Origin of the sequence: Mycobacterium sp., from assembly GCF_035697385.1 — a bacterium.
Taxonomy (GTDB): domain Bacteria; phylum Actinomycetota; class Actinomycetes; order Mycobacteriales; family Mycobacteriaceae; genus Mycobacterium.
On sequence record NZ_DASSCY010000283.1, the window covers coordinates 61,847 to 80,958 of the forward strand.

Genomic DNA, 19,112 nt, shown 5'->3' on the forward strand with positions numbered 1-19,112 from the left:
TCTCGCCCGGGTGTTCCACGTCCTGAAATCGACGTACCTGCAGCCGGCCGACGTCGTCGCCCAGACCCGCCCCGCCCACCTGGAATGGCTCAAGGGCGAGGTCACCGCAGGCCGCATCCTGCTGGCCGGCCGTCTAGAAGACGAGTCCGGTGCGGTCCTGATCACCGGTGACATCAGCACCGAACAAGCGCAGGACATCGTCGATCGCGACCCGTACACACCGGCCGGGGCCGCCCGCTACGACCTGGTCTCGTTCAACGGCGCATTCCGGGCACCAGGGCTTTAGGCTGCAATTCACAGCAAAATCCGGGATTAAAGGCGGCGCGCGACGCCGTTGTGTCCTCGGTAGGCCGCAGCGTTGCGGCGAATTCGCATGCCAAAAGAAAACGAAGAAGGCTGTCATGAGCACCGTTACCGCCTATGCCGCGACATCGGCCACCGAGCCGCTGACCAAGACCACGATCGAGCGCCGTGCAGTCGGCGCCAACGACGTGGCCATCAAGATCGAGTTCGCAGGCATCTGCCACTCCGACATCCACACCGTGCGCGGTGAATGGGGCCAGCCGTACTATCCGCTCGTCCCGGGTCACGAGATTGCCGGCGTAGTGACCGAGGTCGGCCCGGAGGTGACGAAGCACAAAGTCGGTGACCGGGTCGGCGTCGGGTGTTTCGTCGACTCCTGCCGAGAATGCGACAGCTGTCTGGCCGGCCTCGAGCAGTACTGCACCGGCACCGGCAAGGTCGACACCTATAACGCTGTCGGTGCGGACGGCCAGCCGACGCAGGGCGGCTACAGCGGCGCCATCGTCGTCGACGAGAACTACGTCCTGCGCGTCCCCGATTCGCTCCCGCTGGAAGCGGCCGCCCCACTGCTGTGCGCGGGCATCACCACCTATTCGCCGCTGCGCCATTGGAACGCAGGCCCTGGCAAGCGGATCGCGGTCATTGGCCTGGGCGGGCTCGGCCACATGGCCGTCAAGATCGCCAAAGCGATGGGCGCCGACGTCACGGTGCTGAGCCAGTCGCTGAAGAAGATGGAAGACGGGCTGCGCCTCGGCGCCAGCCACTACTACGCGACATCGGATCCCGAGACGTTCACCAAGCTGGCAGGTTCGTTCGATCTGATCCTGAACACCGTGTCGGCCAACCTCGACATGGGCGACTATCTGAACCTGCTTACCGTCGACGGAACGCTGGTCGAACTGGGTGCTCCTGAGCATCCGATGAGCGTGCCTGCATTCCCGTTGCTGCTCATGCGGCGCAACCTGTCGGGCTCGTTGATCGGCGGCATACCCGAGACCCAAGAGATGCTCGACTTCTGCGCCGAACACAACGTGCAGCCTGAAATCGAGGTCATCGCACCGGATTACATCAACGAAGCCTACGAACGCGTGCTCGCCAGCGACGTGCGCTACCGGTTCGTCATCGACACGCAGTCACTGCGGAACTAGGCCGCTGGGTCGTCAACGCCGGCCAGCGGCCACCAGGCCGCGGCCGCTTTGGCGGCGATCTGGCCCTCATTCACTGGTCATTTACCGTCGCGGAACCACTCGCCGCTCGTAGGCTGACGACGATGAGTGAAGCCGACACTGCCCTACCACCGGGACCGCCACTTCCCAAGCCGGTTCAGGCCGCACTCCTCATGCGCTACTGGCCGTATTTCATCGCGGCGTGCCGGCGCCGCTACGGCAACGCGTTCACGCTGCGCATGTCGTTCGGGGGCACGATGGTGTATCTGGCCAACCCCGCCGACATCAAAGAAGTGTTTGCAGGCGATCCGCGTATCTTCCATGCGGGCGAAGCGAATTCGATGCTGAAGGGGATGCTCGGCGACAGCTCGGTACTCGTGGTCGACGACGATGTCCACGCCGAGCGCCGCCGCATGATGCTGGCGCCATTCAAACGTCAAGCCGTTGCGCGCCAATCGGCCACCATGGCCGATATCGCTGCCGCAAACGTCGAGACCTGGCCGGTGGGCAGGGATTTCGCGGTGGCACCACGGATGTCGCAGATCACGCTCGAGGTGATCTTGCGAACGGTCATCGGCGCCAGCGACCCGTCCCGGCTCGCCGCATTGCGGGAGGTTATGCCACGGCTGCTCAACCTCGGACAGTTCGCGTCGCTGGCGATCGCCAACCCGGAACTGCAGAGACGCCGCCCCTGGCGACCGATGCGGCAGCGAATCGACGAAGCCGATCGCCTTCTGTACGCCGAGATCGCGGACCGTCGCGCCGATCCCGACCTGGACTCGCGAACCGACGCGCTGGCGATGCTGGTGCGCGACGACGACGGGCGCACGATGACCGACCGCGAGTTGCGCGACCAGCTCATGACGCTGCTGGTCGCCGGGCACGACACGACCGCGACCGGCCTGTCCTGGGCGCTGGAGCGTCTCACCCGACACCCGGCCATCCTCGACACGGCAGTGAAGGCCGCCGAGGCCAGCGCGGCGGGCGACCCCGATGGCGACGAGTACCTCGACGCGGTGGCCAAGGAGACGCTGCGGATCCGTCCCGTGGTGTTCGACGTCGGACGCATCCTCACCGAACCGGTCAGGATCGCCGGCTACCGTCTGCCTGCTGGAGTGATGGTGGTTCCGCCGATCGGGCTGGTGCACGCCAGCGCGGAACAGTATCCCAATCCCGACCGGTTCGACCCCGACCGGATGCTCGGCGCCACGTTGAGCCCCACCACGTGGTTCCCGTTCGGTGGCGGAAACCGCCGGTGTCTCGGCGCCACCTTCGCCTTGGTCGAAATGCGAGTGGTATTGCGCGAGGTGCTGCGACGGGTGGAGTTCTGCACCACTACCGCCGCGGGCGAACGACAGAAGGTCAAGCACGTCATCCTCGTGCCGCACCGCGGCGCACGCGTCCGCGTCAGGGCGATCCGGCCGGTCGGACCCGCCTCGGCGGCCGAGGCACACACGCAGGCCTGCCCTGTCACCGAGCCACGATCCTGACCCCTGCCGAAGCGCAGTGTTAACAACGTGTGTCCTCCGGTTGTCGAGTTGACCTAATGGTGCGAGGCTCTCTGCGGACTGCGGCGTCGCAGGCCGTTCACGCACTCTGATCCGAAGCAGGAGGCCCGCGGTGACCACTGAATCCGCAGCCGTCGAGACCACTAGCGCCGCGCCGGCCGGTCTGAAGAAGGGCGCGATCGGCATCGTCGCGGTCATTTTCATGGCGGTCGCCAACGCCGCGCCGATCACCGCGATGACGGGCAACGTGCCTATCGCGGTGGGCTTCGGTAACGGGCTCGGCGCGCCAGCCGGCTTCCTGTTCGCCACGATCGTGCTGACCATCTTCGCGCTGGGCTACGTCGCCATGGCCAAGCACATCACCACGACAGGCGCGTTCTACGGCTTCATTTCTCATGGGCTTGGCCAGATCTGGGGCATGGCCAGCGGCCTGCTCGCCACGTTCGCCTATGTCGTCTTCGAAGGTTCGTTGATCGGCGCCTTCGCCTACTTCGCCAACGACGCGGTTAACACGATTCTCAACGTCAACGTGCCGTGGCTGGTGTTCGGTGTGGCAGCGATCGTGATCATCGCCCTGTTCGGTTATTTCGATATCAGCCTGGCCGCGGCCGTTCTCGGCGTGACCCTGGTATCCGAAGTGGTCGTGCTGCTGGCGCTGGCATTCTCGGTGATCTTCAAAGGCCCAGGCCCGGACGGCTTCATGCTGAACCAGACGGTGTCGCTACAGCGCGCATTCGAGGGCCTGCCTGAGGGCGCGTTCGGCAGCGCCGCCGCCGCGGGCTCGATGGCGCTCGGGTTGTTCTTCGCGTTCTGGTCCTGGGTGGGCTTCGAGACCACCGCCGTTTACGGCGAGGAGTCCCGCAATCCGAAGAAGATCATCCCGCGGGCCACGCTCATCGCGGTGATCGGTCTTGGTGTGTTCTACACCTTCATCTCCGCGATGGTGCTTGCCGGCAACGGCGCCAAGGCGTCGGTGGAAACCTCCACCAGCGCAGCGCCTTTGGAGCTCTTCTTCGGCCTGGTTGACGCCAACCTCGGTGGTGTCCTGCTCGACATCTACAAGGTCCTGCTCGTCATCGGCTCGTTCGCGTGCGCGCTGGCCTTCCACAACGCCGCATCGCGGTACCTGTACGCACTCGGCCGCGAGATTCCGTCGGACAAAGTGCGCTCGACCATCGGCGCGACACACCTCAAGCACGGTTCGCCGCACATCGCGTCGGCGATCCAGAGCACGGTCACGCTGGTGCTGGTGCTGCTGTTCGCCGGGTTCACGGCGGTGCAGGTGCCCGACGCAGGCGGCAATCCGGTCGACACCCCGTCGCTGGTGCCCTACACCAACGTCTACGGTCTGCTGGCCCTGGTCGGCACCGCGGCGATTCTGCTCGTGCAGGCCATTTGCTCGGCGGCGGTGATCTCGTACTTCTGGGTGCGAAAGACGCACCGCGGCAACGTGATCACGACACTGATCGCCCCTCTGGTCGGCGGTGTGGCGATGTTGTGGGTGGTGTGGACGCTGTGGGACAACCGCGCGTTCGCCGCCGGCTATGCAGCCAACTCGCTGGTGTTCAAGTCGTTCCCGTTTGTCATCCTGGGGGTGTTCGCCATCGGCTTGGCCTACGCGGTGTGGATGCGCTTCGCCAAGCCGGAGGCCTACGGCGAAATCGGCCGCACCGTCATGGAAGACACCCACGAGCGGAGCGAGACTTAATAGCGCGAGCAGACGCAAATGTCCCCGACACGCCGCGCGTTTGGGGACATTTGCGTCTGCTCGGGCTGGCCCGAAGAGCTGGTGGTGGCGAGGACCTAGCAGCCTCCGCGGCCGCCGCAGCTCCCCCGGCCAGACACCGAAATGGCAACCGCGATCACAACAATGACCGCTAACGACATGCTGACCAAGGCTGCGGCACTCATGAACGAAGGCTACGCAGACTTGGTAATAGGGCCTCTTAGAAGTCCCAGTCCTCGTCTTCGGTGTTGACGGCCTTGCCGATCACATACGACGAGCCCGAGCCCGAGAAGAAGTCGTGGTTCTCATCGGCGTTGGGCGACAACGCCGACAGGATCGCTGGGTTCACGTCGGTCTCGTCGCGCGGGAACAACGCTTCGTAGCCGAGATTCATCAGAGCTTTGTTGGCGTTGTAGCGCAGGAACTTCTTGACGTCCTCGGTGAGGCCGACCTCGTCGTAGAGGTCCTGCGTGTATTCGACCTCGTTGTCGTAAAGCTCGAAGAGCAGCTCGTAGGTGTAGTCCTTGAGTTCGTTCTTGGTGGCGTCATCTACCAGTGCCAGGCCGCGCTGGTACTTGTAGCCGATGTAATAGCCGTGCACAGCCTCGTCGCGGATGATCAGCCGGATCATGTCGGCGGTGTTGGTCAGCTTCGCCCGGCTCGACCAGTACATCGGCAGGTAGAAGCCGGAGTAGAACAGGAAGCTCTCCAGCAGCGTCGAGGCCACCTTGCGCTTCAGCGGCTCGTCGCCCTTGTAGTACTGCATGACGATCTCGGCCTTGCGCTGAAGGTTGGGGTTCTCCTCGGACCAGCGGAAGGCGTCGTCGATCTCGGCGGTGGAGCACAGCGTCGAGAAGATGTTGCTGTAGCTGCGCGCGTGCACCGACTCCATGAACGCGATGTTGGTGTACACCGCTTCCTCATGTGGGGTCAGCGCGTCGGGGATCAGGCTGACCGCGCCGACGGTGCCCTGGATGGTGTCCAGCAGCGTCAGACCCGTGAAGACCCGCATCGTCAGCTGCTTTTCGTGGGCGGTCAGCGTGTTCCACGACGGGATGTCGTTGGACACCGGAACCTTCTCTGGCAACCAGAAATTGCCGGTCAACCGCTCCCACACCTCGGCGTCTTTTTCGTCCTGCAGGCGGTTCCAGTTGATCGCCGAAACACGGTCAACCAGCTTCATTCCTTCGGACACCAGAACCCCATTCCACCGCAGAAGTATGTTTGCCTGAACGGCTACTCCGACACTACCCCTGGGGCCCGACAACGGCCGGAACCGCGACATCTTGTGTTGGCGTGTCGCGGCCAGGACCGAAGAATTTGTACTCCGACGCCCTGAACTTGCGGGTGGCCAGCCAGTATTGCCATGTCATCCCACTCCACAGCGTCCGGTTCACCCCGTGCTCGTCGAGATACCAGCTCCGGCAACCTCCGGTACTCCACACCGTGCCGGCCAACTGGGACTGCAACTCGTTGTTGTAGGCGTCCTGCGCGGCGCGCGTCGGCGCCAGCGCCTGCGCCCCCGCCTTATCGGCCGAGGCGATCGCCTGCGCCGCATACCGGATCTGCGACTCGATCATGAACACCACCGAGTTGTGCCCGAGCGCGGTGTTCGGGCCGAGCAGGAAGAACAGGTTCGGCATGTCGGCGATGGCGATGCCGCGATGCGCGGTGACACCCTCGCGGTTCCACCGGTCCACCAGGTCCTCGCCCCCGGGTCCCTTGATGTCGACGTAGGTGTAGGAGTCGGTGACATGAAAGCCGGTGGCGAAGACGACGACGTCGACGTCGCGTTCTGTTCCGTCGGCGGTGACGATGCCCCGCGGCGTGAACCGGGCAATGCCGTCGGTGACGACCTCCGTCTTGGGATCGGCGACACCGACGTAGTAGGTGTCGGAGTTGAGGATCCGTTTGCAGCCGGCACGGTAGTTCGGGGTGAGCTTGCGGCGCAGTTCGCGGTCGTTGACCGAGCGCCGGATGTTCCATTTGCCCATCAGCTCACCGATTTTCAGCAGCCGCGGTTGCCGCGTCATCGCGAAACCGACGGCCTCGTGAATCCAATAGATGCCCGCGCGCATCAACGCGCGGGTGCCGGGGACGTTGGTGAACGTGTTGCGCATCCACTCTGGGATGGGGTTGTTGGGCCGCGGCATCACCCACGCCGGAGTGCGTTGATACAGCTGCAGCGCGCCAACATCCTTGACGATCTCCGGCACGATCTGGATCGCGCTGGCACCCGTTCCGATCACCGCGACCCGTTTTCCGGACAGGTCGACGGTGTGGTCCCACTGCGCGGAATGGAATGTGGCACCGGCGAATTCGTCGAGCCCGTCGAAATCGGGAATCGAAGGGATGTGCAGGCCGCCGACGCCGGAAACCACGAACTGGGCGACGAACTCGCGGCCGCCCTTGGTGAACACATGCCAACGCAGCTCGTCGTCGTCCCAGTGCGCGCGGTCGACGTGCGAGTCGAACCGGATATAGCGGCGCAGGCCGTACTTGTCGGTCACTCCCTTGAGGTAGTCGAAGATTTCCGGCTGGAACGACCACATGTGCTCCCAGTCGGGCTTCGGCTCGAAGGAGAACGAGTACATGTGCGACGGGATGTCACACGCGCATCCCGGATAGGTGTTGTCGCGCCAGGTGCCGCCGATCTCGTCGGCCTTCTCCAGGAGCAGGAACTCGACGCCCCGCCGCTGCAACTCGATGGCCATGCCGAGGCCGGAGAAGCCGGTGCCGATGATCAGCGCGCGGGTGTGCACGGGCTGTTGGGTGGTGTTCTCGGCCGCCTGCTCGGCAACGGTCATGGATCGGTCCTTCCTGGGAACGCCGGTACCGGGTACTTCACACCACCGTACCGTGTCAGCGAGCGGTTCAAACGGGACCGGCGAGGCCATTCTTGAGTGCATACATGCTCGCCCCGATCCGGTTGGAGACCCCGATCTTGGCGTAGGTCCGCTCGACGTGATTGCGGGCCGTCTTCTCCGAGATCACCAGGGCGGATGCGACCTCTTTGTTGGAGGCGCCGCGCGCAATCAAGCCAAGCACTTCGACCTCGCGGGGCGTCAGCCCGTCGGGGCGCGGGTTCGGCCGTCCGGCCCGATGACCGGCGACATGCAGCACCGCGTCCACGGCGACGGGGTCGAGCGCGCCGGCGCGCACACGGTCGCGAAGTCGCCGCGCCGCGGCATCGGCCGGCATCTGCTCGCGGTACGGCCGGGGCTCGAGTGCCGACTGATAGTCCACCGCCGCGGCCAGCAGGCGATCGGGCACGCTCAACATGGCGCCGGAGAGCCCACGCGGATAACCCGACCCGTCGGGCGCCTCATGGTGGTTGCCGGCCAACTGCGCCACCCCCTCCAGCCCGGCAACCCGACTCAAGATGCGCACCGTGAAATATGGATGCAGCCGCACCCGCTCGAACTCGGCGGCCGTCAACGGCCCCGGTTTGGACCAGATCTGGTTCGAGATTCCGATGCGGCCGAGGTCGTGGAGATGGCCTGCGCGGCGTATCAGCGCGACCACGTCGTCGTCCAGGCCAGCCGAAGTCGCGGCGTCGGCAGCCAATTCGGCGACCGCGCGCGAATGGCCAAGGGCGAACGGACATTTCAGGTCGACGAAGTCACCCAGCGCCACGATCAACGCGTCCAGCGCCTCGTCCGTCAGCGGTTGGTCGCGATCCGGTGCCTCGCGCAACGCGGCCGCCCAGGCGTCTCCGGTCGGCGGTCCAGCCATGATCACGTCAGGTTCGGCGAGAACCACGTCGACGACCTGCGGGTCGAACTGGCCACCGCGCCGGGCACGCACCATCGCCATCGCCCCTTCGACGCCGTAGGCGCGCTGGTGCACCTCCAACATGTCGGCGACCTGTGCCACCCGGATCGGTAGCGGTATCGCGTCGCCGGCCGCACCGGTGGGCAGACCTCCGCCGTCGTAACGCTCGAAGGTGAAGGCCAGCGCTTGGCGGACATCAACATTCAGCCCGATGCGTTCGGCGAGCATGGCCGCCGACATGCAATGCGAGTGAATCAGTTTGGCCAACTGGCCGCGTGCATTGGCGAACAGCGCCGCCATCGCGGTCACGCGGTGCAATAGCGGCTCGCCGCGGCCCACGTTGCTGAAGAGGAACTTCAGGTACGGCAGGCCCGACCAGTCGACCAGATACGAATCGTGGCGCACCGCGATGTCGTCGCCGAACCAACGGGAGTACTCATGCGAGTCGGCGTGACATCCGATCCACATGACCAGCGTGGTGTAGTACGTGCAGTCCCGGTCGGCGCTGCTGAGTCCGAGTCGATCGGCGATGCGGGTCGCGATCAGCGCGGAGCGCAGCACATGCTCGGCCGGCTGGCCCAGGCCGAGGTCGATCGCCACCGACAACGCGGCCAGTACCTCTGCCCGGCTTGCCGGGCGCGGTGACGCCATTGGCCGATTGTGCCCGGCTGCCACCACTAGGTCAGCCGATCACCGCAGTAGGACCCGCCGCGACGTGTCTACCGGCGTCGAAATTCTCGAAGTGACCGCTGGTGATGACGGCGATGCCCCGTTGTGGAGGGCGGAAATCACCGAGTTGCGCCTGCTGTTCCAAGGGACCGATCGGGCCGAGATCCTCACCCCACAGGACGGCACGTGAGGCCGCGACGGCCCACATTGTCTTCGGCGCGACCATGAACCGCTGACCGTTAGGCGCGGCCCCGGTGAGCCGCACATCACCGGCGCGCAACATCACACCAGCGACGCTGCCGATGGCACGGAGCATCGTCGGGTTGGTCCACGTCCGCTCTGGCAACCACGCGGCGACCGTGCTCAAGAGCCGAGTCCCGAATGTCGACTGCATGTGAACGGACCACTCGAGCAGTCCGGGGATGGTCGCACGGAACCACCAAGGTGTGACCCAGGTGATTTCGATTTCACACTGGACCGCGGAATTGCTTGTCGCAGAACTGAAGTAGCGAGCACAACTGTTCGCGGCCGGTGTCGTGGCGTAGAACGTCCAATTTCCGGCTGGATCGCGATGCCACACAGAGACGTACGCGGGCGCGAAGGACGCCGCCGGGAACTGTCTCAGCGCCAGGTAGTGGCCGCTGCTGAAGGGAAGGCCCATCACACCGAAGCCGGCGAATCGCTCGTCGTCTCCGGTTGGCAAAGCTGGGCGGTCGATGACGGCCTTGGCGGCCTCTTGTGGTGTAGGTGTTTTTGTCATGCGCCGATGATCGGGCCCGCGCCAACCCCGCCACATGGGGCAATTGCCTCAAATCGAGGCAGGCTGAATCTCAGGCGACGTGCTCGCGGCGACGGACGCCCTCGTGCAACGGCACGTCGGGGTCGATCTTGATACCCAACAGCTCACATGTCCCGTTGATGGAACCGACCATGATGGTCGTCAAATGCGCGACGAACTCGTCTGGCGGCATCCGGCGCGGGCTGTCCGGCTCGACACCCAGCCACCAGTCGGTGGCCGACGCGATCGACCCGAACGCCGAATACGCGGCGAGTTCAAGTGCCGCCGCGTCGAGCTCGATATCTCTCAGCTCGTTGTCGAACATGTCGGCCATCGCCAGCGTGATCTCGCGGCCCTCGTTGAGTGCGCGCATCGTCGATTCGCTCTGCTCGGCGAAGCGGCCCTGGATGAGGAAGCGAAGGACGTTGGGATGCTCGTCGACCAGCCGCACGTACTGCTCGACACTGCGGCGAATGACTTCGCGGGCCGGGTCGCTGGGGAGGTTGATGGACGGGAAGATCGCCGCCCACAACATGTCCCGAAGCCGCTCGCCGATCGCCTGGAAGAGATCTGACTTGTCGGTGAAATGTCGGTAAATCTTCGGCTTCGCCGTGCCGGCTTCCTCGGCGATCTCGCGCAGGCTCAATTCCGGCCCCAGGCGGTCGATCGCACGGAAGGCGGCGTCAACGATTTCCGACCGCACTTTCTTACGATGCTCACGCCAGCGCTCGCTGCGGGCGTCCACTTTGACACCCGGCTCGCCGCTGGAACGTGACCTCGACCCTCGTCGCACCCGATCACTGTACCGCCCAGAGGTCGCTGACCTGCTCAGACCGTGCCGCAACACGGCTGTTCATGGGTCCTGGCCTGCCAACTTCGGCTGACGAGATGGGTAACGCCAGCTTGGGTACTATTCCTGGACAGCCAATCAACGAGAGAGTGTTATGACGCAGCGATACGACCTGGTCATAGCCGGTGGCGGGCCCTCGGGTTCGGCCGCGGCGTGGCAGGCCGCGCAGACCGGGGCCAAGGTGGTGGTCCTGGACAAGGCCGAATTCCCGCGCGACAAGCCATGCGGCGACGGGCTGACCGCTAGGGCGGTGAGCTACCTGCAGAAGATGGGGCTGGCCAACGAGGTCGCGAAATTCCATCGGGTCAACCGCGTCACGGTGTTCAGCCCAAGCGCGTGGGAGTTGTCGTTCCCGCGCCGCCCCGGCATGCCCGATCACGGCCATACCGTCAGCCGCACCGAACTCGATACCCTGCTGCTCAAGCACGCGGAGTCGGCGGGCGCCGAAGTCCGGCAGTCGGCGGAGGTGACGGGCCCGGAGCTCGACGAGCGTGGCCGCGTCGTCGGTGTGACACTCAAGAGTGGTGAAAAGGTTTACGGCGACGCGGTTATCGCGGCGGACGGCGCGTACTCGCCAATCAAGCGGGCGCTGAAGATCGATTCGGAGTACAACGGCTACTCGGCAATCGCGATCCGTTCCGAGATGCACGCCAACCGGCCGGATTCCGACAGCCTCGACATCTACCTGAAGCTGGTGTTCGAGGGCGACCAGTTGCCGGGCTACGGCTGGGTGTTCCCCATGGGCAGCGGTGTTTTCAACATCGGCCTTGGCTACGTCAACAGTTACAAGAACTGGCAGTCGATCAACGCCACCCAGTTCCTCGGCGAGTTTCTGCGGACGCTGCCGCCGGAGTGGGAGCTGCCGCCGATCGAGGAGCTGAAGAAGAACAAGAGCGTGCGGGCGTGGCGTTTGCCGATGGGCTTCACCGCGTGGCCGCCGTGGCGACCGGGCGTGCTGTTCACCGGCGACTCGCTGGGCGCTGGCAAGCCGGCATCCGGCGCGGGCATCTCGAAGGCGCTGGAATCCGGGCTCGCCGCGGGCGAGTGTGCGATCGCGGCGCTGCAGAACGGTGGGCCCGACGACTTCACGAACTATGCGCTACGGATGGAAGAGGCGTGGGGCCGGGAGTACAAGCGGGGACGCTACTTCCACAAACTGCTCGGGCAGCCGAAGCTGGCCAATGCGGGCATCAAGCTGATCGACAACGCGGCGTTCCGCGACCGGATGCTCAAGGCGCTGTACAAGAACGCCCAAGGCCCGCAGCACATCATCAAGAAGTAGGCGCCGAGCGGCCGCTTATGTCACGCGACATCGCGTTTCGCGTGCATTAAGTGGCCACTCGACGAGCCCCTAATCCCCTAACGGGTGTCGCGGCCGCATCCCGTAGGCGCAGCGGCGGGTTCGAGGCGTGCACCCCGTTTCGGTGACCACGCCTGCCGCGCAGGCTTAGCGGCATGACCATCACACGACTTCTGGCGACAGCCGCGATGACCGTCGGCTTGGCCCTCGGGCTTGCCGCTACCGCCAACGCCGCACCGGTGAGCGACGACTTCTGGGAATGCGCCGGCGACCATCCCGACGACATCGGCGTCTGCTGCGTCTTCTACGGCGGCGACTACGACGAACGCAGCGGGATCTGCTGGGTCGAGGAGGCCACCGTCGAGGAGGCCAACACCGGCCCGAGCGTTCCGCCGAAGCATCCCGTGCTCACGCGCGTCGACCGCCTGCCCGTCTACGCACTGGGCTAGCGCTCCGTCGGGTGTGGACTTATTGCACGCCCAACCCCGCATCCGCGTGCATCAACTCCACACTCGGCGTCGAAGTCTGTGCTCTCCAGCCGTCAACTGGCAGCCCTAACCGACCGTGCGGTACGGGTTTGTTGCCCAGTGGCTCGCAGGGATTCGCGCACGCGCAGCAGCTTCCCGAGTTAGGACGCCAGTGGTGGCGTCGCCATTCGGCAATTGGTTCCAACCACGATCAAAATTTCCATTCTTGAACGCGGTAACAAGGTCCATCACGTCCACGGTGAGATGATGGTGATCGCAGATCACCTTTGTGTTGATGAATACAGCGTGGGGACTGGTGTTAGAGCAACGCAGGTACGCGCATAGCATATCGGCGCTTTCAATGGGTCCAAGCGCCTGTAATGCGCGCACACTTCCTCGAAAGCCAGCTAGTTTGAGTCGCTTTCGCAGATCAGGAACCGTCAGTTGTGATTCGATCATCTTCCAAACCACTCCAGTCCAAGTTTCGATCGCCCTACAGCATGCAGCTGACGCAACCCTCGACTTCTGTTCCCTCCAAAGCCATCTGGCGTAGCCGGATGTAGTACAGCGTCTTGATTCCCTTGCGCCACGCGTAGATCTGCGCCTTGTTGACGTCACGCGTGCTCGCCGTGTCCTTGAAGAACAGCGTCAGGCTCAAACCCTGATCCACATGCTGCGTCGCCGCGGCATACGTGTCGATGATCTTCTCGTAGCCGATCTCGTAGGCATCCTCGTAGTACTCGAGGTTGTCGTTGGTCAGATACGGCGCCGGATAGTAGACCCGCCCGATCTTGCCTTCCTTGCGGATCTCGATCTTGCTCGCCACCGGGTGGATCGAGCTGGTCGAGTGGTTGATGTAGGAGATCGACCCCGTCGGCGGAACGGCCTGCAGGTTCTGGTTGTAGATGCCGTGCGCCTGCACCGACTCCTTGAGCCTTACCCAATCCTCTTGCGTCGGAATGCGAATGTCGGCGTCGGTGAACAGCTGCCGCACCTTGTCGGTCTTCGGCTCCCACACCTGCTCGGTGTATTTGTCGAAGAACTCGCCGCTCGCGTACTTCGACTTCTCGAAGCCCTTGAACGCCGTACCACGTTCGATCGCAATGCGATTCGACGCTCGCAGCGCGTGATACAGCACCGTGTAGAAGTAGATGTTGGTGAAGTCCACACCCTCTTCGGAGCCGTAGAAGATCCGCTCGCGCGCCAGGTAACCGTGCAGGTTCATCTGCCCCAGCCCGATCGCGTGCGAGTCGTTGTTGCCCTGCTCGATCGACGGCACCGACCAGATGTGCGTCTGATCGGACACGGCCGTCAACCCGCGGATCGCCACCTCGATGGTCTGCGCAAAGTCGGGCGAGTCCATCGTCTTGGCGATGTTCAGCGATCCGAGGTTGCACGAAATGTCCTTGCCCACTTGGGCGTAGGTCAAGTCCTCGTTGAACACCGACGGCGTCGACACCTGCAGGATCTCCGAGCACAGGTTGCTGTGGGTGATCTTGCCCTCGATCGGGTTGGCCCGGTTCACCGTGTCCTCGTACATGATGTACGGGTAGCCCGACTCGAACTGCAGCTCGGCCAGCGTCTGGAAGAACTCGCGCGCCTTGATCTTCGTCTTGCGGATCCGCGCGTCGTCAACCATCTCGTAGTACTTCTCGGTCACCGACATGTCGGCGAACGGCACACCGTAGACGCGCTCGACGTCATACGGCGAGAACAGGTACATGTCCTCGTTCTTCTTGGCCAGCTCGAACGTGATGTCGGGGATCACCACACCCAGCGAAAGCGTCTTGATGCGGATCTTCTCGTCGGCGTTCTCCCGCTTGGTGTCCAGGAACCGGTAGATGTCCGGGTGGTGCGCATGCAGATACACCGCGCCCGCACCTTGACGCGCCCCCAGCTGGTTGGCATACGAGAACGAGTCCTCGAGCAGCTTCATGATCGGGATGACGCCCGAGCTCTGGTTTTCGATGTTCTTGATCGGCGCGCCGTGCTCACGAATGTTGCTCAGCAGCAACGCAACCCCGCCGCCGCGCTTTGACAGCTGCAGCGCCGAGTTGATGGACCGGCCGATCGACTCCATGTTGTCTTCGATGCGCAGCAGAAAGCAACTCACCGGCTCGCCGCGCTGCTTCTTGCCCGAGTTCAAGAAGGTCGGGGTGGCCGGCTGGAACCGGCCGTCGATGATTTCGTCGACGAGCTTCTCGGCCAGCGAGGTATCCCCCGCCGCCAGCGTCAGCGCGACCATGCACACCCGGTCCTCGAACCGCTCCAGGTATCGCTTTCCGTCGAACGTCTTCAGCGTGTACGAGGTGTAGTACTTGAACGCACCCAAAAACGTTGGGAACCGGAACTTCTTGGCGTACGCCCGATCGATCAGGCTCTTGACGAAATTGCGCGAGTACTGATCGAGCACCTCACGCTCGTAGTAGTTTTCCTTGATCAGGTAGTCGAGCTTCTCGTCGTAGTTGTGGAAGAAGACCGTGTTCTGGTTGACGTGCTCGCGGAAGTACTGATGCGCGGCCTCGCGGTCCCTGTCGAACTGAATCTTGCCGTCGGCGTCGTACAGATTCAGCATCGCGTTGAGCGCGTGGTAATCCGTCTCGCCGGGCAGCGCATTGTGCGCGGCGGGGGTTACAGGCTCTGCAGCTGTGACGGTTGGTGGCACGTCTGGTCCTTCCAGAATTCGGCGAGACCCGCCCGGACGGCGTCAACGTCGTCCGGGGTCCCCATCAGTTCGAAGCGATACAGGTACGGCACGCCGCACTTACCGGATACGACATTGCCCGCGTAGGCGAATTCCGCACCGAAGTTGTTGTTGCCCGCGGCGATGACGCCGCGGATCAACGATCGATTGTGCTCGTTGTTCAAGAACGCGATGACTTGCTTGGGGACATAACCGCCGTCGTTGATGTCCGGGGTGGCCCGCCCACCGCCGTAGGTGGGCAGCACCAGCACGTACGGCTCATCGACCTCGATGCGCCCGTGCAGCGGGATCCGGATGGCGGGCAGGCCCAGCTTCTCGACGAAGCGGTGGGTGTTTTCCGACACGCTGGAGAAATAGACGACCTTGCTCATCATTTTCTCCTTCCTGCCCGTCTGAATACCCCTACGCCGTGACTGCGACTGCGCCCGAAAGCGCCTTGATCCGGTCCGGCCGGAACCCCGACCAGTGGTCGTTGCCGGCCACGACGACGGGCGCCTGTAGGTAGCCCAGCGCCATGACGTAGTCACGCGCCTCGCTGTCCAGGCTGATGTCGACCTTCTCGTAGGCGATGCCTTGCTTGTCCAGCGCCTTGTAGGTGGCGTTGCACTGCACGCATGCGGGCTTGGTGTACACGGTGACGGTCATCTGCGGTACGGCTCCTCTGCGAACTGGGACTGGCAACTGCTCGAGTACTGCATATCGCTGAAATTCAGCGGTCCGGAGACCCTTGAAATTCCTGGCGTCCGGGACCTTGTCCCGATGCGCCTGGGAACCGACACCACCGGATTGCTGGCCTCCGGCCGACCTCCGAACCGTGGGGGTCTGTCGGTGTTCGAAACACTACACCTAGTGGCTGACATTCAGAAGGGATACCAGATGTTCTGAATAACATTTTTGAAATTCCCAGGTCGTAAGCTCAGGGCGGATTGCCCATTCGGCGTGTCGCGCGTCACACACAGGGGTGTTTCGCGTGCTATGGACAGGTCTACCAGCTGGCACCGACACCTAACCCGACTGGTACCGTCACCGTGACGTAACAGCAAAGCCGCCGGCGGGTCACGATCGGACCCGGCCGGCGGCCTTGAGAGGAAACGCTTAGGCGACTTCGGCGGCCAACTTGCCGACGATGTCGCGCAGCCTGGCGGCGACCTCGGCGTTTTCCCGCGGATGTTTCCCGTCGAATGTGGTCGTCTGCACCGACAACTTCAGATCCTCGACCACGCGCGGACCGGCGATGCCGAACGACTTGCGCGTCTCGTCGTGTGCCCACACCCCGCCGTACTGGCCCAGCGCCGCACCGACGACAGCGAGCGGCTTGTCCTTCAGCGCGCCGTCGCCATACGGCCGGGACAGCCAGTCGATCGCGTTCTTGAGCACACCAGGGATGCTGCCGTTGTACTCGGGGGTGACGATGAGGGTCGAGTCTGCGTCGGCCGCCGCCTGGCGCAGCGCGGTCACCGGCTCCGCCACATCCTCATTGTCGATGTCCTCGTTGTAGAAGGGCAGCTCGCCGAGCCGGTCGAACAGCCGAAGGCTCACCCCGTCCGGCGCGCTGTCGACCGCCAACTCGGCGAGCTGGCGGTTGACTGACGCCGCACGCAGGCTGCCCACCAGCACTAATACGTTGATGTCGGACATCTCCCTGTTCCCTTCCCATAGCTCTGGTCGATCCTCGCACGAACCAACCGGACTGTGGTCCGATTTATTCCGTCTGAACTAAACTGCAGACATGGCCGCCACTCCCGAGCTGCACCAGCTGCCGCTTACGGATCAGGCGCCGCAGGAGCGAGGCGATGCCGCACGTAACCGCACGCTACTTCTGGATGCTGCGCGACGCCTGATAGCCGAGCGGGGCGCCGACGCGGTCAGCACTGACGACATCGCCGTGGCGGCCGGGGTCGGCAAGGGCACCTTGTTCCGCCGGTTCGGCAGCCGGGCCGGCCTGATGATCGTGCTCCTCGACGAGGACGAGAAGGCCGAGCAGCAGGCGTTCATGTTCGGTCCGCCGCCGCTGGGCCCCGGCGCACCGCCGCTGGATCGGCTGGTGGCGTATGGACGCGACCGGCTCAGATTCGTGCATGCCCACTACGGTCTGCTCTCCGACGCCAACCGCGACCCGCAGATGCGGTTCAACGCCCCGGCGACGTTGCACTACCGACACGTCCTGGTCCTGTTGGAGGCGGCGGGCACCACCGGGGACCTCGACGCGCAGGCCGCCGCCCTCGTCGCGTTGCTCGATGCGGATTACGTGCATCACCAACTGAACGAACGCGGCCAGACCCTGGAAACTCTCGGCGACGCGTGGGAAAGCGTTGCGCGCAAACTCAGCGGGACATGACGCGCTGGGTGTTGCACGTCGACCTCGACCAGTTTCAGGCCGCGGTCGAAGTGCGCCGGCGCCCCGAACTCGCCGGTCTGCCAGTCATTGTCGGCGGCAACGGCGACCCGAGTGAACCCCGCAAGGTCGTCACCTGTGCGTCCTACCCGGCGCGCAAATTCGGTGTCCACGCAGGCATGCCGTTGCGCACGGCCGCCCGCAAGTGCCCGGACGCGACGTTCCTGCCGTTGGACACCGACGCCTACGACGAGGCGTCCGAACAGGTGATGAACCTGCTGCGCGACCTCGGCCACCCCGTCGAGGTGTGGGGCTGGGACGAGGCATACGTCGGCGCCGACCTCGAGGATTCAGACGAACCGATCGAACTCGCCACCCAGATCCGGGAGGTGATCGCCGCCGAGACGGGATTGTCGTGTTCGGTCGGCATCAGTGACAACAAACAGCGGGCCAAGGTCGCGACGGGGTTCGGCAAGCCGGCAGGCGTCTACATGCTCACCGACGAGAACTGGATGACGGTGATGGGCGACCGCGAGGTCGACGCCCTGTGGGGAGTCGGCCCGAAGACGGCGAAAAAGCTTGCGGGAATGGGCATTACGACGGTCGCCGACCTTGCCGCCACCGACGCCACACTGCTCACGTCGACCTTCGGTCCGACGACCGGGCTCTGGATTCTGCTGCTGGCGAAGGGAGGTGGCGACACCAACGTCAGCGCCCAACCCTGGGTACCGCGGTCACGCAGTCACGTCATCACCTTCCCCCGCGATCTCACCGACCGCACCGAAATGGATTCCGCCGTCGTCGATCTCGCGAAACAGACACTGACCGAAATCGTGGCGGAACGTCGCGTGGCCATCAGGGTCGCGGTGACGGTGCGCACGAAGACCTTCTACACCCGGACAAAGATCCGCAAGCTGGCGTCTCCAAGCATCGATGCGGAGATCATCACGCGGACGGCGCTGGACCTGCTCGGCCAGTTCGAACTCGATCGGCCCATCCGGCTACTCGGCGTGCGGCTGGAGTTGGCCCCGCCCGAAGGCGGTTATTAGTGTCCCGGTGCGATGGCGGATTGGTGGCGTTGGTAGTGAGGTTGGCACCAAAGTGGTAGCAACCGGCCGGCCATGCTGCTGCACGTGGCACAAATGACGTCAGGACCGCGATGCCGGCCGCAACGCACGCGTGAAGAGCACGTTGGCCTGTCGCATCGCGACGCTATACGGCCACCACGCAACGCGTTTGAACGTATACAGCGCCCGGATGTCCGGCGAGGTGTAGATCAGGAACCGATTGCGCCGCACCCCGCGCAGGATCTTGTCGGCGACGTGCTCAGGCGAGACCGCGTGTCCGGCGAAGCGGTCCGTCCACCGCTTCACCCGTGGATCGTCACGGTCCACGCCCGCGATCTGAACCGTCTGCACCAGAGGGGTTTTCACCGCGCCGGGCACCACCACCGACACTCCGATGCCGTACCGGGCCAGGTCGAAGCGCAGCACCTCACTCAGGCCGCGCAGACCGTACTTGCTAGCGCTGTA

The 19,112-nt window shown here is 64.4% G+C and carries 18 protein-coding genes; 8 read left to right on the forward strand and 10 right to left on the reverse strand.

From position 1 onward, the window contains the following. Window positions 1-10: 10 nt before the first annotated feature. The 4 genes from VFH65_RS24200 to VFH65_RS24215 all read left to right on the forward strand — a co-directional run bounded on the left by VFH65_RS24200 (window position 11) and on the right by VFH65_RS24215 (window position 4,685). On the forward strand, window positions 11-286 hold the full coding sequence (locus VFH65_RS24200; RefSeq protein ID WP_353324907.1) for a YciI family protein: 276 nt from the start codon (window positions 11-13) through the stop codon (window positions 284-286). Window positions 287-401: 115 nt separating this feature from the next. After that, window positions 402-1,451, forward strand: a complete 1,050-nt coding sequence (locus tag VFH65_RS24205) for an NAD(P)-dependent alcohol dehydrogenase (protein ID WP_353324909.1) — start codon at window positions 402-404, stop codon at window positions 1,449-1,451. Window positions 1,452-1,573: 122 nt separating this feature from the next. Beyond that, the gene (locus VFH65_RS24210) at window positions 1,574-2,959 is read left to right on the forward strand and encodes a cytochrome P450 (RefSeq protein ID WP_353324911.1); all 1,386 of its coding nucleotides are present in this window, start codon (window positions 1,574-1,576) and stop codon (window positions 2,957-2,959) included. Window positions 2,960-3,089: 130 nt separating this feature from the next. After that, window positions 3,090-4,685 carry an APC family permease gene (locus VFH65_RS24215; RefSeq protein ID WP_353324912.1) on the forward strand — a complete coding sequence of 532 codons (1,596 nt, stop codon included), beginning with the start codon at window positions 3,090-3,092 and terminating at the stop codon, window positions 4,683-4,685. 238 nt (window positions 4,686-4,923) lie between these two features. On the opposite strand, the gene nrdF is transcribed toward VFH65_RS24215, so the two are convergent. From nrdF to VFH65_RS24240, 5 genes are all read right to left on the reverse strand, one after another. After that, a complete protein-coding gene (nrdF, locus tag VFH65_RS24220; RefSeq protein ID WP_414688499.1) occupies window positions 4,924-5,886 on the reverse strand; it encodes a class 1b ribonucleoside-diphosphate reductase subunit beta in 963 nt (320 codons plus the stop codon). A 64-nt stretch (window positions 5,887-5,950) separates the two neighbouring features. Next, window positions 5,951-7,510, reverse strand: a complete 1,560-nt coding sequence (locus VFH65_RS24225) for a flavin-containing monooxygenase (protein ID WP_353324916.1) — start codon at window positions 7,508-7,510, stop codon at window positions 5,951-5,953. Window positions 7,511-7,577: 67 nt separating this feature from the next. Continuing rightward, window positions 7,578-9,128 (reverse strand): HD domain-containing phosphohydrolase, encoded by a 1,551-nt coding sequence (locus VFH65_RS24230; protein ID WP_353324917.1) that lies wholly within the window; start codon window positions 9,126-9,128, stop codon window positions 7,578-7,580. A gap of 31 nt (window positions 9,129-9,159) precedes the next feature. Further along, window positions 9,160-9,906, reverse strand: coding sequence for a hypothetical protein (locus VFH65_RS24235; protein ID WP_353324919.1), 747 nt, complete (start codon window positions 9,904-9,906; stop codon window positions 9,160-9,162). A 70-nt stretch (window positions 9,907-9,976) separates the two neighbouring features. Further along, entirely contained in the window at window positions 9,977-10,717 is a 741-nt protein-coding gene (locus tag VFH65_RS24240) for a TetR/AcrR family transcriptional regulator (RefSeq protein ID WP_353324921.1), read from the reverse strand. 151 nt (window positions 10,718-10,868) lie between these two features. On the opposite strand from VFH65_RS24240, the gene VFH65_RS24245 reads away from it, so the two are divergent. Both VFH65_RS24245 and VFH65_RS24250 read left to right on the forward strand, forming a co-directional pair. Further along, window positions 10,869-12,056: an NAD(P)/FAD-dependent oxidoreductase gene (locus tag VFH65_RS24245; RefSeq protein ID WP_353324923.1), complete on the forward strand. Its 1,188-nt coding sequence runs from the start codon at window positions 10,869-10,871 to the stop codon at window positions 12,054-12,056. Window positions 12,057-12,229: 173 nt separating this feature from the next. Next, a complete protein-coding gene (locus VFH65_RS24250; RefSeq protein ID WP_353324925.1) occupies window positions 12,230-12,523 on the forward strand; it encodes a hypothetical protein in 294 nt (97 codons plus the stop codon). 511 nt (window positions 12,524-13,034) lie between these two features. Here the strand turns inward: VFH65_RS24250 and nrdE are convergent. From nrdE to VFH65_RS24270, 4 genes are all read right to left on the reverse strand, one after another. After that, on the reverse strand, window positions 13,035-15,206 hold the full coding sequence (gene nrdE / locus VFH65_RS24255; RefSeq protein ID WP_353324927.1) for a class 1b ribonucleoside-diphosphate reductase subunit alpha: 2,172 nt from the start codon (window positions 15,204-15,206) through the stop codon (window positions 13,035-13,037). Then, complete coding sequence (nrdI, locus tag VFH65_RS24260; protein WP_353324928.1) at window positions 15,173-15,616, reverse strand: class Ib ribonucleoside-diphosphate reductase assembly flavoprotein NrdI; 444 nt, start codon at window positions 15,614-15,616, stop codon at window positions 15,173-15,175. Before nrdI ends, nrdE begins: the two co-directional genes overlap by 34 nt. Before the next feature lie 31 nt (window positions 15,617-15,647). After that, complete coding sequence (locus VFH65_RS24265; protein WP_192721343.1) at window positions 15,648-15,890, reverse strand: redoxin NrdH; 243 nt, start codon at window positions 15,888-15,890, stop codon at window positions 15,648-15,650. Between the two features lie 450 nt (window positions 15,891-16,340). Further along, window positions 16,341-16,883 (reverse strand): NADPH-dependent FMN reductase, encoded by a 543-nt coding sequence (locus VFH65_RS24270; protein WP_353324930.1) that lies wholly within the window; start codon window positions 16,881-16,883, stop codon window positions 16,341-16,343. A gap of 91 nt (window positions 16,884-16,974) precedes the next feature. On the opposite strand from VFH65_RS24270, the gene VFH65_RS24275 reads away from it, so the two are divergent. Next, on the forward strand, window positions 16,975-17,583 hold the full coding sequence (locus tag VFH65_RS24275; protein ID WP_353324932.1) for a TetR/AcrR family transcriptional regulator: 609 nt from the start codon (window positions 16,975-16,977) through the stop codon (window positions 17,581-17,583). Further along, a complete protein-coding gene (locus VFH65_RS24280) occupies window positions 17,580-18,629 on the forward strand; it encodes a DNA polymerase IV (RefSeq protein ID WP_353324934.1) in 1,050 nt (349 codons plus the stop codon). The genes VFH65_RS24275 and VFH65_RS24280 overlap by 4 nt, the downstream gene beginning before the upstream one ends. 99 nt (window positions 18,630-18,728) lie before the next feature. On the opposite strand, the gene VFH65_RS24285 is transcribed toward VFH65_RS24280, so the two are convergent. Next, window positions 18,729-19,112, reverse strand: a 384-nt coding sequence (locus tag VFH65_RS24285) for an SDR family NAD(P)-dependent oxidoreductase (RefSeq protein WP_353324936.1), incomplete at its 5' end; no start/stop codon positions are given.